Origin of the sequence: Bradyrhizobium sp. NBAIM14, from assembly GCF_020193895.1 — a bacterium.
In the GTDB taxonomy this organism is placed as follows: Bacteria; Pseudomonadota; Alphaproteobacteria; order Rhizobiales; family Xanthobacteraceae; genus Bradyrhizobium; species Bradyrhizobium yuanmingense.
On record NZ_JADYVQ010000041.1, the window covers coordinates 1 to 14,459 of the forward strand.

A 14,459-nucleotide genomic window follows, 5' to 3' on the forward strand; every position below is an offset into this window, starting at 1 on the left:
TGGGCTTGATCACTTCGAAGGGCGATCATGGCAGGGTCTTCATCGCCACGCCCTGATGACAATGATTGCCTACGCCTTCTTGCAGCACCGTCGCCTCGCACATGCGGGACGGAAAAAAAAGAATCAATGGGCCTCCGCCTCAACCAACCATGCCCGCCGTACGCCACGCCATCGTCGATCTCATTCTTCGGCCGCCATCGCAGCGAGGCCCGCACTGCAGAAGACGAATCCGTGAAAAACCACAGCACAAACCAAATCTGCCAAAGTAGTGCTAGGGCGCCGTGCACCATTTTAGTGACTAGCAGCATCCGACTGCGTGCCTTGTCCCGAGAGCGGAAAGAGGTTTCTCATGTCTAAAGCAAAGCGACTTGAAATGATCAACCCGCCACCGCCGTAGAGCTCGACTGGCCGCCATACGAGGGACTTTTCATGTTTGACAAGAAGCGCCGCCAATTTCTGCAGAGACGTTCGGGAGATAGTCTGAAATCGAGGGTCCGTCTAGGTGTACAACGGCGGAATTTTGTCGCGGCATCCGCGGCGCCCATCTTGATCGCTGGTCGCGCGTCTTGATGCGAAACGAGCCGTTCCGATCTGGCGCTTATGACCGTCTGCCTAACAATCACTAGCCAGCAGACCATCATCGCCACTTTGGAACGGGAGCAGGCAATCAAGACGCGACAGGTGCTTTGACTTCAATTCAGCCTCCCCGGCCGGTAGACTCCCACTCGGGCCCGCACTGCTTCCAAATCACGGCGAAATGCCGTTCTGGTAGATGCGATCCGCTCTGCAGGCGATGACCTTCCCGGTCAGCTTCTTCCGCTGCTTTGAGGCTGGCCGTTTCGGGCTTAGCGGCGCGTGGCAGGGACAGCGTCCGCTCCAGCGCAACCGAATGACGCCGAGTCGCGCCCGCACTGCCTACAATCCAAGGCTGATCTCCAAGTCGCCGCCACCTACCAATCAGGTGCCGAGTCACGTGCCCGCTAACTTCAACCACAGGGATGAACAGTGCACGTATTCACCGGCGCACAGCCGCCCGGCGAGATATTTCCCGATCAGCATGTCGGCTTCATGCCTCATCAACGGGTCGCGCTTGTCCGTCGATAGGTCGGTCCGAATCCCGGCGGTGACGGCTGTTGCGACCGGTTAGAAGGTGGTGGTTGCATTGGCTTGTCCGGACTAGGTGCCGAGGGCGAACCGCGAGCCTGGATCGGACGAGGCGAACGTGATCGTTGCCATTGGTCCGAAGTCCGGCAGGACGGGGCAGGGTCGCACAAGTAACGCGTCGACTGTCGGCTTTCAGACCAAGCCCGACAACTGACCCTAGAGCCCCGCTCCGAACTGCCTGCAGAACCTCCAATTCTCGACTCGGCACGGCCTTTGCTCGGTCTGGGCAGCATCACCGAATGCTCCAGATGCGGTGATGTTTAGGGGCGGGCTCGGCGCCGCGTCGCCGCTAGCGTCTGGCCCGCCCCGCCGGTTTGCTGTGGAGGCGAGGTGAATCAGATGTTCAAGTGGTGGCGATCGGATTCGCTCACGCTCGTCGCCGCCATATCGGACGAGGATACCAACGAACCGTGTAAGTAGCACAGCATCAGCGTCTCCCTGAGCGGGAAAGGAGACCGCCTGTCCACGAGTTCTTCGTTCGAGACAAGTTAGGAGCGGAAAGTGCACCCGCAGCTCGGGAGCAGCAGGCGGCAATATCGAGCCGCAAGACGTTGGAGCAAAGATGCACACTGGAATGGGAGTGTCGTACAACGTTGAAAAGGGCTGGGGCTTCATCCGGCCTGATGACGGCAACGGCAAAGATTTGTTCGTGCACATATCGGGCCTTTGCGACTGCGAAGGGGCTGATCTGGTGCCGGGCACGCGTGACATTCGATCTTCGCTTTTGTCATCGAGCGGGAAGCGTCGGCTGAGCATGCCGGCAAGCAGAAGGTGCTGATCGGCGAGGAGGTGTCGGAGCGTCTGGATGGGGAGCCGGCGAAGTTCCGTGTCATCGTCAGACACCGTCCCAAGTATGCCTTCGGCATCCCGCTGAACAATCGACTAAGGCGGGGATACGGAACTCGTCGCGGGAGCGACCAAGTGGAGGTGGGTGCACCATTCGAAGCCATAGTTGGTTACATGACGAAGCTCTCGGGGATTCTAAGTAAACGGGAACGTTGTCACTGGTGCTCGCTGGCAGTCTGATTCTCGAAACAACCTACGCTTAAGGAGCTTGAATTGTAGAGGAAGCGCCCTCCGCCCTCCCCCGGGGCTGATAAGCGGTCATCGCCCCTTGAATAACCTTTAGGTTCCTGTCGAAGCTGAAACACGCTCGATCAACTCCAGAGCGCGGCCCACGTCTTGGGGCCGACAATTCCGTCAGCCTTCAACGGATTACCACCGAAATCAAAGTGGGATGCTTGGAATGCCTTCACCGCAGTCTCAGGGTCACCGGTCCGAAGATGCCGTCGTCTGTTCCAGGATGAAGATAGTGTCGCTCAATCAACGCCCTTTGCGCGTTCTTTACTGCTTCACCTTTCGAGCCTGGCTTAATGAGTCGCCCGTTCTTTAATCGCGGGCACGGTATCAAGTGGCCGTTCCGTCATGGAGATTGCCAAGCTCCGAGGGGAGACGACGAGCTCCTGAGGATGGTCCGCCTCGTCACCCTGAAACTTAACAGGCCCAAAACGAGATGAGAGACGCCGGCGTGGCCGCACGCGAGGCGCGCGCAATCGCTCGGCGTTTCAGTCTCCACGTTTGTAGGAGCGCGACCATGCGCTGCGGCGGCAGATCGGGGAATTCTTGCGCTACCCGCTCTCGGCAATGCGCTCCTTGCGCACGGCCGTCCCGCGATCGTTCGTCCCGAGAACGGTGCCGAGTACAACGCGAAAGCTACCCGCGTCTTCCTTGTGTCGCTCAATATCGCCATCTCCCGCTCGAAGAAAGGCCGTCACTGGAGAATGGGTGCCGGGAGAGTTTCTACGACAAATTCAAGATCGACCTCGGCGATTCCGGTCCGCTTCTCTTCCCTCGGCGAGTTTGTCGCTGACATCTACAGACAGATTCACTACGACAACGATGATCGCATCCGACAGCGGAGCGGCTAGTCGTGCTCGTGGGCATGCTGGGGGCTAAAACTCGGCGTCTTACGAAACGGCTGCGGCACGTTCGTCTAAGTCACCGACAATCCGCAGTCAGTCAGATCGACCACGACGTCGCTCGCAGAGATGACACCTCTCCGATGAGTAATCGCTAGCACAGTTACATCCTCAGCCAGGGTGCGTATATGGTCCATAATGTCCCGCTCAGTACGTTCGTCGAGTGCGGAGCTCGCCTCGTCGAGAAGAAGGATCGCCGGCTGGCCATAGAGCGCGCGGGCAATAGCAACGCGCTGCCGCTCCCCGCCGGAAAGCTTCAAGCCGCGTTCTCCAACGGTCGTTTCAAATCCTTCTGGTAGCGCCTCGATCAACGGCAGAATAGCGGCTTCTTTCGAGGCACCGCGAAGGCGTGCCTCGTCGCGGGGCCGTCCTAACAAAATGTTGTCAGCTAGCGACTCATTGAGCAACATCACGTCCTGCGGTACGAGAGCAACTGCGGCATACCAATCCGCGCGATCGACGCTTGCTATATCGGTTCCATCGACGAGAATTCGGCCGTAGTCGGGCTCAATCGATTTCAGGGCAAGCTTAAAGATCGTGGACTTCCCCGATCCGGTTTTACCCACAAGAAAGGTAATCCCGCCGCGCCCGGCCTTAAACGAGACGTTGGTAACGCCGCGTCCGTTGTCGTAGGCATAACCAACGCTCTCGAAAGAGAGCTGGCCAGCGGAGGGCTTGAAATCGTGAGCATGAGATGCTTGCCGCTCTTCTGGTGCGGCCCACAGTCTACCTAAAGGGATGAGGTCGGCTCGCAACCGCGCCACGTCAGAGATCGCCCTCGCGACCGTCTCAAAGGGCATATTGAGCTGAAGCAGAAGCGTATTGAATAGCACCATACCGCCGATCGTGACCGCGCCGGCGTGATATTCAGGTATAAGAAGGAGAAGTGTGACCGCAAATTGTAGCGCGACGGCGAGGCCGAGCACGGCGATGTAAACCAGTCGGTGCAACACGTAGGCTCGCCAGTTATCACGCACCTCCCGCGCCCTTATCATAAAGCGTTCGTTCATCCAGGAGTGACTGCCGAAATGGCGCAACGCGTCCATCGCGTTCATGACGTTGCCGACGAACCGAGCATTCTCCTGTCCGGCTTCGACCGCCGCATCCAGGAACGCGCGTGCCTGACGCGTGGAACTCAAGCTCAACCCAATCGCGATTGCTCCATAAACGGCGACGATTGCAGCGATCTGGATGCAGCAGGGATGAAGACGACAATCCCAAGCTGGACCAACGTCGTCAATGCGCTGCGCCCGCGAGCGGCCGCACTCTGTATCTCCGCCGGATTGCACTCAAGAAAAAAGGCTGCGGTTTTCCTTAAGATGCGATCGAAGAAGCGAGTTGCAGCAATGAAGCCCAGGTTCTCGGCTGCCATTAAGGAGAGATACTGCAGCATGCGCTGCAATGCAGAGGCTACGCCGATCAAAACTGCATATCCTGCGAAACCCCAAGCAACCGCCGACATGTCTTCGCTGCGCGGAAGACCATCAATGAGACACGAAAATACATAGGGGCCTGCGAGGCTGCTGGCGCTGGAGATCAGCACCACCGCCGCAACGATGAGAAGCAAGCGCCGATCGGATCGCCAGTACGCATGCAGAATTTCGGAAGCCGGCGACAATACGCTGTCGTTGACCTGATCTGCGGCGGATCCAGAAAATGGGGCTTTGCTTGCACTTAGAGAGCTGACATGGCCTTGCGATCTGAATTCCATACGATCTCACGTAAAGTTGCGGCTGTGCGGTTTGCTGCCGTTCACCATTACTAGACACCAACCCAATTCTGTCCAGCACGGTCTTTCAACTGCCGACATTGGTGGGTTGTCGCCCGCCTTCTACATGAGAGACTTTCTATTGTGACTCGGCACGTTGCCGCGCCACTCTTGCTTTTACTGAAACCTCGACTTGAGACGACGAGAAGCCCGATCACCCGGAGATTGACATGAAGAGCGCAACTGCAGACACGCCTAAGCGGCCATCGCGGCCCGATACAACTGACCTCCCCTTACCGGTGCTGCCACCTCCCACAATTGAGGGAGAGAAGGCTCCTTTCCCTAACGACAGCGCTAACCAGGGCTACCTTTAAGATCATTCGTCACTCGGTTACCGCCGCTCACACGAGAGGCGGTAACGTTTAAGTCGAGGAACAAATGCTCAAGGCCACTCTGAAAATAGCCGATTTGGAAAACTTCGATCCTTTTGCCAAAGGCAGTTCGATAGAGTTTGGTGAAAGCTACATCTGGCCATTCCAACATAAGAGCCTTGAGAGCTCGTTAGTGACGAACTCTGAGCAATGGTTCTTCGTCATACGCGAGCGTCAAGGGGTGGCGGACGGGACTGGCGTCCATTCGGTCCCCATAGCCCATGCGTCCACGGATCAGTTTCGTCAGCACTACCAAGACTGCATGCACTGGCCGCTCGATTTTATCGTGATCGAGGCCGCTCGCCGGGGTCCCCGGTTGCGTGTATGAGCAGGTCATATAGGCAGCCTCCCAATTTACTTCCACGTGGAGGAACGCACTCGTACGGTTACGCTTTCCTGGGATTTCGTGGATCTTTTGGATAAATCGCGAGCGATTGATGCAGAAATTATAGCCCATCATCTATCTATGAGAACGTTCTACTCTGCGCGACAGGCCTGCGTTGGCGTTAACCTGCTGACTGCTGGCGCCACCTTGTACGTCGACAGATCGGAGACGTCATTTGAGTACGGCGCGACAACTTCATCAGCCCCTGAGCTCAATGGACGAGAGAAGAGCAATCATGCCCTTGAGTTTTCTGATACTCTTCAGGCGGTTGTTCGTTCACGGCCGACGGCCTTCTGCGCAAGCGCTGTGGAGCTGAGCGGAGGAATGGACTCCGCTTCCGTCGCAATTGCTGTTAGCAAGAGCGTAGCATCGCTGGCATGTGGCGGGATACTATTGGGCGACGGGAGTAGCCCCAAGCAGATTGACCGCCGAGCGAGCATTTTGAGCGCACTGAATTGCCGCGATCACGAAGTTGAAATGCACGCCCACATGCCTACGATTGATCTAGATCTTGACCTGAAAGGACGCTTGCCACTCATTTCAGAGTATTACCTCGAGGCGTTCGGGTCACTCTGGGATCGGTTTCGCGGTGATGGCTGCGAAATAATCTGGAGCGGCATAGGAGGAGACGAGCTTTGCGCTCGCTTCAGCAACGACGAGGAGGAACCCAAATCTCCGTCTTCACCCCACCTGGATATCGCGCTTGGACTTGCAGAAGACCTGTTGACGAAACGCGGGCTCGACGCCGCTCATTCATCCTTCCTTTTTAGCGCCCCCATCAGCGCCACTCTATCCACAACTCTGCTGGCAAGTCTTTGTCATGCTCGCCCACTCGCGACGCGAGGACTTTGGCCCATCCGCCCATTCGGCGATCCGAGATTGATTAATTTTGGAGCTAAGCTTCCGTTTGCACTTCGCTCGGGCAAGGAACTTCTCCGTTCTTATTTGCGTGAGCGCTTGGGCTCTGACGTATTTCCACGCGGTTACGCAAAGGAGACTTTCGCGCTTGTGCTGCCAAGGGCGATTGCGGCTCGTGCGGACATAATTTCATCACAGCTTGCTTCTTGCGCCTTAGCCGACTTCGGCCTGGTTTCGCAGGAGGCTGTCATGGCGCTTTTGAACAGGGTGATAACAACACACGAACTTTCCGCAACGAGCACCTTGGTTCGTTTTTTATGGGCGGAACGTTTCGTTCGGCAACTCTGTTGATTTCGCCATTATCAGCCATGGGACTTCCGCAAAGTACCGTTCATTGCAGCTACCGCTTAAGACCATTTTTCAAGGACAGCTATGTTGATCTCGGGGACCAGACCGGGCGGCGTCTTTCGCGAAATCTACGAGGTGAAGTCGAGTTGCGCGCGCACGGCGCTCTACAAGGCGATCGGGCAAGTCGCGATTCACGACGATACTCGGAATGGCGATTGCAAGCGCCTCCTTGTTCTGCCGAATGGCGAAGCCAACCCTGCAGATGCGGCAATGTGGCACGTGCTCTCACCCGTGCGGAGGTCTCCCGTGAATCGCGGCGGAACGCGGCTACCCGCGGCGGCGGGTTGGATTATCGGGCCACAACTGCACAATGGCAACAGACCGATCTGCCCGCCGGCCCAAGCCGCCTAAGCTTGCGCCCAACGCAGCCTTGCGCACTTATGTGGCGGAGAGACTTTCCGGCAGTGTTGTAGCCTCGAGCGGAGCTTGTATTGCTGGTCCCACCGTTCGGTGGAACGGCCGCCGGCATGGCCAGCGAAAGGATCGACGATGGGCCAAGGCATGGAAGTCTGAGCAGATTGCCCGACGCTTGTCGATCGACTTCCCGGACGAGGGCGGATTCAAACGGTCGTCGCAGCGCCCAATTTTTCACTCATGATATAATTCGTCAAGCGCTTCTGTCGGCGTTTTCCAGCCCAGTGTCTTCCTCGGTCGGGCATTCAGGACCCCTGCTACAGCGGATATCTCGTCGGCGCTGTGGATGCTCAGGTCTGTGCCTTTCGGGAAGTACTGCTGCAGCAAGCCGTTGGTGTTCTCGTTAGTGCCGTGTTGCCAAGGGCTTTGAGGATCGCAGAAGTAGACTTGGATACCCGCATCGATCTTGAGGCGGTCGTGCTGAGCCATTTCCGCTCCTTTGATCCCAAGTCAGCGTGCGACGTAGCTCTTCGGGCAAAGTGATGATGGTGCGCGAGATCGCGTCACGCACGGCTTCCACTCCGTGTCCCGCGAGTGCAGGTCCGTTCTTCTTACGTGGAACTTCGCCATGCCCGCCAGCCGGGGAAGGTGCAGTAGCATTGTGAAGCGCGTCGTGCGCTCGACCAACGTGCCGATCGCCGAGCTGCCAAGACCGAGAATGAGGTCTCCCTCCCAATGTCCCGGCACTGCTCGATCGGCCGCTTCAGCGGGGCGCTCACTGATCATGATCGCCGGCGAGACGAAGTTCTTGCCTCGCCTGCGTGCGCGCGCCCTGGGCACGCGCAACACGCGCCCGGTTCGCAAGCAGGCCGTCAGCTCGCTGCGTAGTACACCGCGGCCCTGTACGAAGAGAGACCTGATAAATGGCTTCGTGGCTGATGCGCATCGTCTTGTCGTCCGGGAAGTCGATCGGCAAGCGTCGGGCAATCTGCTCAGGGCTCCATGCTTTGGCCTATCGTCGATCCTTTCGCCGGCCATGCCGGCGGCCGTTCCACCGAACGGCGGGGCCCGGAATATAGGCTCCGCTCGGGGCTACAACGCCGCCGGCAAGTCTCTCCGCCGCATAAGTGCGTGTGTGTTTCGCGGGATCGTGAGCAAGGTTTTCGGAGCCTAGCACTGCTTCGGCCGACAACTCAACCGGCTTAGGGATGGGCCTCGTCGTTAACGAGGAAGCCCGATGCCTACCCAGAGATTGTCGATGCGCCGGATCAAGGAAGTTCTTCGGCTAAAACATAAGGCCTGCCGGCGCAGGCCATCGCGCGCACCCTAGACATCAGGAGCTGCGCCGGCGCAATGTGACCCGCCGCTTGCTCTGCGAGGAGTACCGCGCAGGCAATCCCGACGGTTTCGGATACACCTGGTTCTGCACGACCCTACGAGGCCTGGAAGGGACGGGCCCGGCCGTCAACGCGGCAGCCCCATCTGGGTGGCGAGCAGGTGTTCGTCGATTTCGCCGGCGACACCATCGACGTCATCGACTCCTTGACCGCGGAAGTGCAGCCGATGAAGCTGTTGGTGGCAGCGATGGGCGCTTCGAACTATACCTACGCCGAGGCCTGCGCGAGCGAGGGATTGGCCGACTGGATCCGGGCGCACGTCACCTGTTCGCCTTTCTCGGCGGGGCCCCGACGTTCGTGGTCTGCGACAACCTCAAGGCCGGTGATGAGTGAAAATCACCAGCGTGCCTTCGGCACGACTTGCGCATCTCAGCCTTCAGAAAAGCTACTGACTTGAAATGCCGAGTGGCGGCGTTATGCGGCAGGAAACGCTGCCGACAGGCTGACATCCTGATCCTCCTGAAATAGTTCATGCGCTCAGCGGCGGTCGTCATCGCACGATGCTCGTCGCCATTGATCGCGAATCGGTCCAGAGCGTCGCGCCGGCGAACGTCACGCCCGCCGAGGCGGATAGTCTCGTTCTGCAGCACGAACACGTTGCTGGCGGCCGCGGCGGCCTTAGCCTCCCGAGGGTACGGTCGATGTCCGCACCGTAGGCGAGGTCGCCAGCAACCACCATGACGTCGAAGGCCGGACGGTCTGCCGGTGCCTGGAGGTCAGCCGCGGGTGAGCTCGACATGAATGTCGGACATGGTCCAGAGCCGCACGGTCGAGAGGCCCGGCTGACGCCATCGCCTCGAATAAAGTCGTCGATGGCCGGCGCGAAAACGACCTCGTTCGAGACGCAGCGAGGGCATCGTGCTGCGTCGGATGGTAGGTGAACTCGCCTTGCTGGTCCTAGGCGCTACAGCGAAATCTGGCCATCTTAGCGCTCCTGCTGCGGCGAGGGCGGCGGCACCTCGGTCAAAGTGTCGGCGTCGCGGTCGTAAGCGCGTAGTAAACGCTGGCCTGGCCTCGCCAGCGGCGCAGCCGGCGGACGTTGTCGAAGCGCTGCCCCAAGCGGGGCGGCACTGGATCGCCGGCCGCGTGCTCTGCGCAGCGGGTTTCGAGCCACCCTTTGTTGGCATGCAGCCGGCCTTCCGCGCCGCAAATCTCGCAGGTGCAGGCGGAGCGGGCGACGGCCAGGTCAACTGCATGGCCGATCGCGGACTCGGTGGACTTCGAGGCTTCGGTGTCCCAGTCGACGAGCAGGATGCCCATCTTCTGCTTGATGCGGACGAATTCGAAGGTCTCGCCGTCGCGGAGCGCGACTTCGATCCTGCGACAGAGCCGGACCAGGATATCCTGCCACCCTCGATCGCAGTGCGGGTAGCCGAACGAGCGGCTAGGCTCCTAGGCCGTCGTGAGGAACAGACGCGGGTGCCACAGCATGAGGTCGCGGCGCCAATCCATGTCATTACTCCCCCATCTCATTACTCCCGACCTCCAGGCTGGAGGGGCGATATCGACAAGAACATCGTTCGCGCGATCGTACCGCCTGCAGGTGACCTTATGACCGACGACGCGCTGCACAATGCAGATGTCCTCCAGCCCCGGACACCTCTCGACGGCCGTGCCCTGGGCATGAGTCTCGCAGCGGATGCCATCCCCCTCCGAGCTCGATCTCGATGGTGAGGTCCGCAGCAGGTGAGCGCGCGCGGAGAATCGCGGTGCACATGGCGCAGATGGGCGCGGGCCGCGCCGATACGCCGGTGGAGGGGGCGCCGCTCGATCGAGTTCGACCCGCGTGACCTCCGGATACTCGAGCCCATCACGGAGGCGGCCGCCAGCTACTAACTCGAGCTCTCGGCTCTGGAATAACATCGGCCTGCCCGCACTTCGTGCTCCCGGTGCCGCTGTCCCGATGGTCGCACCATACTCCACGATGTAGAACACCGCAGCGGGAACGTTGGCACCGAGACATCTCACCAATTTGCTCGATCGCCTCAACGAGGAGATCAGGCGGCGCACCTATGTCGTGCGAATCCTCCCCAATGCCGAGAGCTGTTTAAGGCTGGTACGGGCGCTGACCGTCGAGCGCCATGAGGCCTGGCTCGAGGACCATCGCGCGCTACGCCGGCGGCCTGACGATGCTCAGGCCCACCAAGGGGATGCACGCCCCCCTCTCCGCCGCCGTCGCTCGCTAGGGCTACGCTTTTGCGCAAGCGAGCGACGGCGGCTCCGAGGGGATGGCTCGGCCGGATCCCATGATCGATTTTGCTGAACTTGACGCACAGAACTGCCGATCCGGGCCGTCGTCGTGGTGCGGCTGCCGCTGATCGTAAGCGAGCCGAACGCCTTTCGTCTGCGGCCTGAACGTCTTTATTGTCTCCACGGCAAGCGGCCCCGTGGGCCGCTTTTCGTTTTGTGAATGGGCGCGCAGTCTCGTCAGCTTTCAGTAAGCTAGTCCCAATAATTGGTTGTTGGGTTTAGCGGGGGTGGCACGGACATTGCTGTGGTTTCCAGAGCAGTGGGGTGGAGTGTCACCTTCCGCTAAACTCACCAGCAGTGCGGATGCGGCAGGTGCTTCAACTCAGCCCCCCTGGTCGGCCGGCACCGTGTCGCGCCCACTGCTTCTAAATCACGGGCCATTCCCGGTTCTGTAAGTTACGCTCGTTCTGCGAGCGATGACCTCCCGGTCAGCTTCTGCCGCTGCTTTGAGGCTGGCCGTGTGGGGGTTAGCGGCGCGTGGCAGGGACAGCGCTTCCCCTGTGTATGCGTGGGGGTTACTTGAGCGCCGAGTCACGTGACCGCTAACTATCGGCAGTGCGGGCGGGGCAGGGACAGCGTCCGCTCCGGCGCAACCGAACGGCGCCGAGTCTCACCCGCACTGCCTGCGATCTGAGGCTGATCCCCGAGCCCCGCGAGGCTGCAACCCCGGTTCTGGTAGTTGTGCCACGGCTTTTTGCGATGAATGTATCCCACCGCCAGCTTCTTCCGCTGTTTGAGGCTGGCGCGTGGTAGGGAGAGCGCTTTTTCTCCAAGCGGGCGCCGAGCCACGTGGCCGCTAACGTTCCCGCTGTTTAGGTCGCGGCTACCACCTTGAGCGGCCTGTCGACCCGGGACCGGTATGATCCTTTAGGCCATCGATCACCTTGAGCGCCACTTCGAGTTCATCTCGAAGATGCTTCGTAATCCGCAGTCCGCTCGCAAGCTCCTCGCGGCTGATTTCCGCGCCGTGGGCGACTTTTTGTTCTAAGTCGCGTATAGCGTGGTCGATCTTTTGCAGCGAGAACGTGCCAAGCATCATCCGGCTCCGTCCACGATTAAGGGTCGGTCATCCGGCCGCGCGGGTAGGACCCACAACGTAAAAATGCGTCCATTACATGGTTGAGTAAAGCGGGTGGCGTTGGGGGAAAATCTTTTCCCATCTCGCGTCTGAGCGCCTCGAATTCGGCTAAGGTCGAAAGAGGGCACTCCGCCACCGCGTACATTTTTGTGCAGATAACTTCAACCCGGAATCGCCGAGCGGCCAGCTGCTCTTCAGTTCGCTGTGGCCCCTAGGTGTCTTCTGCCGGGGTATGGCTTGGCCTACGGGCGTAGTCCGTGAATGCTTGGATTGCCGCTACCACATCGGTCCTAGGCACGGCGGTTACTCCTATGAGCGGAGCCAGCTCGAACAGTTGCGGGCCGAGCGCTTCAATATGACATGCACGCGGGGCGCGGCAACCCACCGGTACTGGTAGGTGCTCTCCAGTTCTTCTCCACCATACAATGGTAGCACCTTGGGGAATTTGAACCTCTCGGGCGGAAAGGTGGCCAGCCCCGGTCTTCGAGGACGGGCTGGCTACCATCGCTTGCGACACCGTTTGGGCGACCCCGCACCCGGACTCGTCGCCCTAAGCCGGTTCCAGCATCTTGATCTCGCTGACATCAACTTCGCGTCGGCGTGCCACGCATCGGGGGCTGCCTGCAAACGAAGCTAGATGGCCGGGCCGTTGCCGACCGGCTTTCCAATCCGGGCGGCTTCGGACTGACCGGCTTCTTCTCCGCGAGGATGTCGTGCAGATGCTGCCTGGAATCCCAGCGCTTCTGCAATCTCGGCCTTAGACTTCCTGATGTACTGTAGAATTTCATCAAGGACGGCGCCCGGATGAGACGGGCAGCGGTTAGGATCGCGCTTAGCCTTCTGCTCTGCCATTGATGCTCTCCAGCATGTCGGAGCCCTCATGGCTTATTCGGTATTCTGCGTTCAGTGGTACTGTTCAAAGTCAACCTTGAATGCATCGCCTTAGCGACTGGCAACGACGGGTCTGTTGCCTTGGTCCTCTCCCTTCTCTGGCTTGCCGATCTCCAAGGCCGCCTCGATCAACTTGACGGCAGTCGGGAAGAGCGGGACTGTGTGCTCCGCTTTCTTGTTCTTCGTCCGTACAGCGGGAATGATCCGAGTGGGGCTTTTCCCCGTGTAGGCCGTGAAGCTCGGAACGCATCATGCTCGCGACTTCGCCCCGGCGCTGGGCTGTCAGCAATACGGACTTTCAGCGCCAAGCGCGTTCCATCCGTGATGCCCGCTTCCTCATCGTTCAGGATCGCAAAGAAGGCTTCAGTTCGTCGAGTGTTAGAACGCGGACCTTCTCGACTTCCTTGCCGCCAACGTTCTTCATGCCGTGCAGGAAATTCTCAGTCAAATCTCGCGGTCGTTCGCATACCCCGCAAATGGTGGGGATATCCGCTTAAGCAATCCCGATGAGCAAGTGCTACCAAATGAGATAGGTTCGACATGTTGCCGGTTGTGGTACTTTCCGAAGCTCTTGGTCGGATCTAGACCACGCAGCGAGCTGCGATCCTGTTCAGACGGAGAGACGTTGAATGACCGCGAGAAGTCCCGAATACGAGAAACGCGAACGGAAGACCCATCCAGAGCCCGAACGGGCCGCCCAGGCTTCAGCCTCTGAAGCGGGAGGCACCACGCACGATGTTGGAGAATCAGCGAGGGCTGCATCAAGCCGTTCATTTGCGTCTCCGGAATGGAAAAAATCCCTCGAAGAGACAACAGACCTGTTCGCTGCGGCGTTGAAGGACGGGTCAAAGCTGGCTGCTTCCTCTCTGCACGCTCAGGTCAATCTTCTGAAGAATCTTGCCAATTCCAAAACTCCCTCGGACGTGATGAAGTGCCATCTGGATTTCGCGGAGCAGTTCTGGTCGAAATCGTTCAGCAAAGGCTGAGAGATAAGATCATTTAGAGCGGGCCGTCATCTGCGGCAAGCTGAGCAATTCGCCAAGCGTGAAATAGGGTCGATGGCGCTCTATTACCTCCGAGGTGAACGGACCTTTGGCAAGCCTGACAATCACCCCAGTCCAGCTTCGCTACATGCTCGACTACCCATGCGAATGCTCCTCCTCGTGAGGCTCAGTGATTCTGAGATGGAGATGGTCGAGCTCGTGATTGCGTAGTTTTCGAGCCTCAATCGCGCACGGCGTGTTGGAGAACGGGTGCGCGTCCGAAGGAAGACGATCGATTAAAAGGCCCGCTTGCCTGCTGTTCAATACGCCAGCGAAATTTCTGTGTGCTTAGCAGGTCGGATGAATGCCGCCATCGCGTACAGGCCGTGCGTGCAAGAGAATGCGCTGGGCCGTGATGGGCAGCACGTTGTCGGGGCAATTTGGCGACGCGAGCGTGAGCCTGCAGTCCGAAGTTCGGCGGGACCAACTGGGACGGACAGTGCCCCGGTCGGCCATCAGTTTTCAGACCAAAGCGAACACCTTGACCCTGTAGCCCGCCACGAAGCGCCTGCA

9 protein-coding genes and 6 pseudogenes are annotated in these 14,459 nt (G+C 59.4%); 9 read left to right on the top strand and 6 right to left on the bottom strand.

What is annotated here, in order from left to right:
- From I6F28_RS36450 to I6F28_RS36460, 3 genes and pseudogenes are all read left to right on the top strand, one after another.
- A pseudogene (locus I6F28_RS36450) lies at nucleotides 1-235 on the top strand (IS701 family transposase); the annotation flags it as partial.
- A gap of 1,503 nt (nucleotides 236-1,738) precedes the next feature.
- Complete coding sequence (locus I6F28_RS36455) at nucleotides 1,739-1,942, top strand: cold-shock protein (RefSeq protein ID WP_225143784.1); 204 nt, start codon at nucleotides 1,739-1,741, stop codon at nucleotides 1,940-1,942.
- Nucleotides 1,939-2,022 (top strand): annotated as a pseudogene (locus I6F28_RS36460) (IS66 family transposase zinc-finger binding domain-containing protein); the annotation flags it as partial. The gene I6F28_RS36455 and the pseudogene I6F28_RS36460, both read left to right, overlap by 4 nt.
- Before the next feature lie 1,135 nt (nucleotides 2,023-3,157).
- Here I6F28_RS36460 and I6F28_RS36465 read toward each other — a convergent pair.
- Both I6F28_RS36465 and I6F28_RS36470 read right to left on the bottom strand, forming a co-directional pair.
- Complete coding sequence (locus I6F28_RS36465) at nucleotides 3,158-4,282, bottom strand: ABC transporter ATP-binding protein (RefSeq protein ID WP_225143768.1); 1,125 nt, start codon at nucleotides 4,280-4,282, stop codon at nucleotides 3,158-3,160.
- 2 nt (nucleotides 4,283-4,284) lie between these two features.
- Nucleotides 4,285-4,854, bottom strand: a complete 570-nt coding sequence (locus I6F28_RS36470; protein ID WP_225143771.1) for an ABC transporter ATP-binding protein — start codon at nucleotides 4,852-4,854, stop codon at nucleotides 4,285-4,287.
- 435 nt (nucleotides 4,855-5,289) lie between these two features.
- Here I6F28_RS36470 and I6F28_RS36475 point away from each other — a divergent pair, with 435 nt between their 5' ends.
- The 3 genes and pseudogenes from I6F28_RS36475 to I6F28_RS36485 all read left to right on the top strand — a co-directional run.
- A complete protein-coding gene (locus tag I6F28_RS36475) occupies nucleotides 5,290-5,610 on the top strand; it encodes a hypothetical protein (RefSeq protein ID WP_225143773.1) in 321 nt (106 codons plus the stop codon).
- Between the two features lie 78 nt (nucleotides 5,611-5,688).
- The gene (locus tag I6F28_RS36480; protein WP_225143775.1) at nucleotides 5,689-6,876 is read left to right on the top strand and encodes an adenine nucleotide alpha hydrolase family protein; all 1,188 of its coding nucleotides are present in this window, start codon (nucleotides 5,689-5,691) and stop codon (nucleotides 6,874-6,876) included.
- A 266-nt stretch (nucleotides 6,877-7,142) separates the two neighbouring features.
- Nucleotides 7,143-7,486: pseudogene (locus I6F28_RS36485) on the top strand (IS30 family transposase); the annotation flags it as partial.
- 7 nt (nucleotides 7,487-7,493) lie between these two features.
- Here I6F28_RS36485 and I6F28_RS36490 read toward each other — a convergent pair.
- Nucleotides 7,494-8,419 (bottom strand): annotated as a pseudogene (locus I6F28_RS36490) (IS30 family transposase); the annotation flags it as partial.
- Nucleotides 8,420-8,524: 105 nt separating this feature from the next.
- Between I6F28_RS36490 and I6F28_RS36495 the strand changes: the two are divergent.
- A pseudogene (locus I6F28_RS36495) lies at nucleotides 8,525-9,005 on the top strand (IS21 family transposase); the annotation flags it as partial.
- Between the two features lie 642 nt (nucleotides 9,006-9,647).
- Here the strand turns inward: I6F28_RS36495 and I6F28_RS36500 are convergent.
- Entirely contained in the window at nucleotides 9,648-9,944 is a 297-nt protein-coding gene (locus I6F28_RS36500; RefSeq protein WP_225143777.1) for a hypothetical protein, read from the bottom strand.
- Nucleotides 9,945-10,641: 697 nt separating this feature from the next.
- On the opposite strand from I6F28_RS36500, the pseudogene I6F28_RS36505 reads away from it, so the two are divergent.
- Nucleotides 10,642-10,830, top strand: a pseudogene (locus I6F28_RS36505) (transposase); the annotation flags it as partial.
- 927 nt (nucleotides 10,831-11,757) lie between these two features.
- Here the strand turns inward: I6F28_RS36505 and I6F28_RS36510 are convergent.
- Nucleotides 11,758-11,973 (bottom strand): hypothetical protein, encoded by a 216-nt coding sequence (locus I6F28_RS36510; RefSeq protein WP_225143779.1) that lies wholly within the window; start codon nucleotides 11,971-11,973, stop codon nucleotides 11,758-11,760.
- 672 nt (nucleotides 11,974-12,645) lie between these two features.
- Nucleotides 12,646-12,864 (bottom strand): addiction module antidote protein, HigA family, encoded by a 219-nt coding sequence (locus tag I6F28_RS36515; protein ID WP_225143781.1) that lies wholly within the window; start codon nucleotides 12,862-12,864, stop codon nucleotides 12,646-12,648.
- Between the two features lie 668 nt (nucleotides 12,865-13,532).
- Here I6F28_RS36515 and I6F28_RS36520 point away from each other — a divergent pair.
- The gene (locus I6F28_RS36520; protein ID WP_225143783.1) at nucleotides 13,533-13,889 is read left to right on the top strand and encodes a hypothetical protein; all 357 of its coding nucleotides are present in this window, start codon (nucleotides 13,533-13,535) and stop codon (nucleotides 13,887-13,889) included.
- The last annotated feature ends 570 nt before the right edge of the window (nucleotides 13,890-14,459 follow it).

Excerpts from the sequence above, each read along its gene's own strand:
- I6F28_RS36520 (WP_225143783.1), top strand. The coding sequence starts at position 13,533 with ATGACCGCGAGAAGTCCCGAATACGAGAAACGCGAACGGAAGACCCAT.
- I6F28_RS36455 (WP_225143784.1), top strand. The coding sequence starts at position 1,739 with ATGGGAGTGTCGTACAACGTTGAAAAGGGCTGGGGCTTCATCCGGCCT.
- I6F28_RS36515 (WP_225143781.1), bottom strand. The coding sequence starts at position 12,864 with ATGGCAGAGCAGAAGGCTAAGCGCGATCCTAACCGCTGCCCGTCTCAT.
- I6F28_RS36510 (WP_225143779.1), bottom strand. The coding sequence starts at position 11,973 with ATGATGCTTGGCACGTTCTCGCTGCAAAAGATCGACCACGCTATACGC.
- I6F28_RS36475 (WP_225143773.1), top strand. The coding sequence starts at position 5,290 with ATGCTCAAGGCCACTCTGAAAATAGCCGATTTGGAAAACTTCGATCCT.
- I6F28_RS36500 (WP_225143777.1), bottom strand. The coding sequence starts at position 9,944 with ATGGGCATCCTGCTCGTCGACTGGGACACCGAAGCCTCGAAGTCCACC.
- I6F28_RS36470 (WP_225143771.1), bottom strand. The coding sequence starts at position 4,854 with ATGGAATTCAGATCGCAAGGCCATGTCAGCTCTCTAAGTGCAAGCAAA.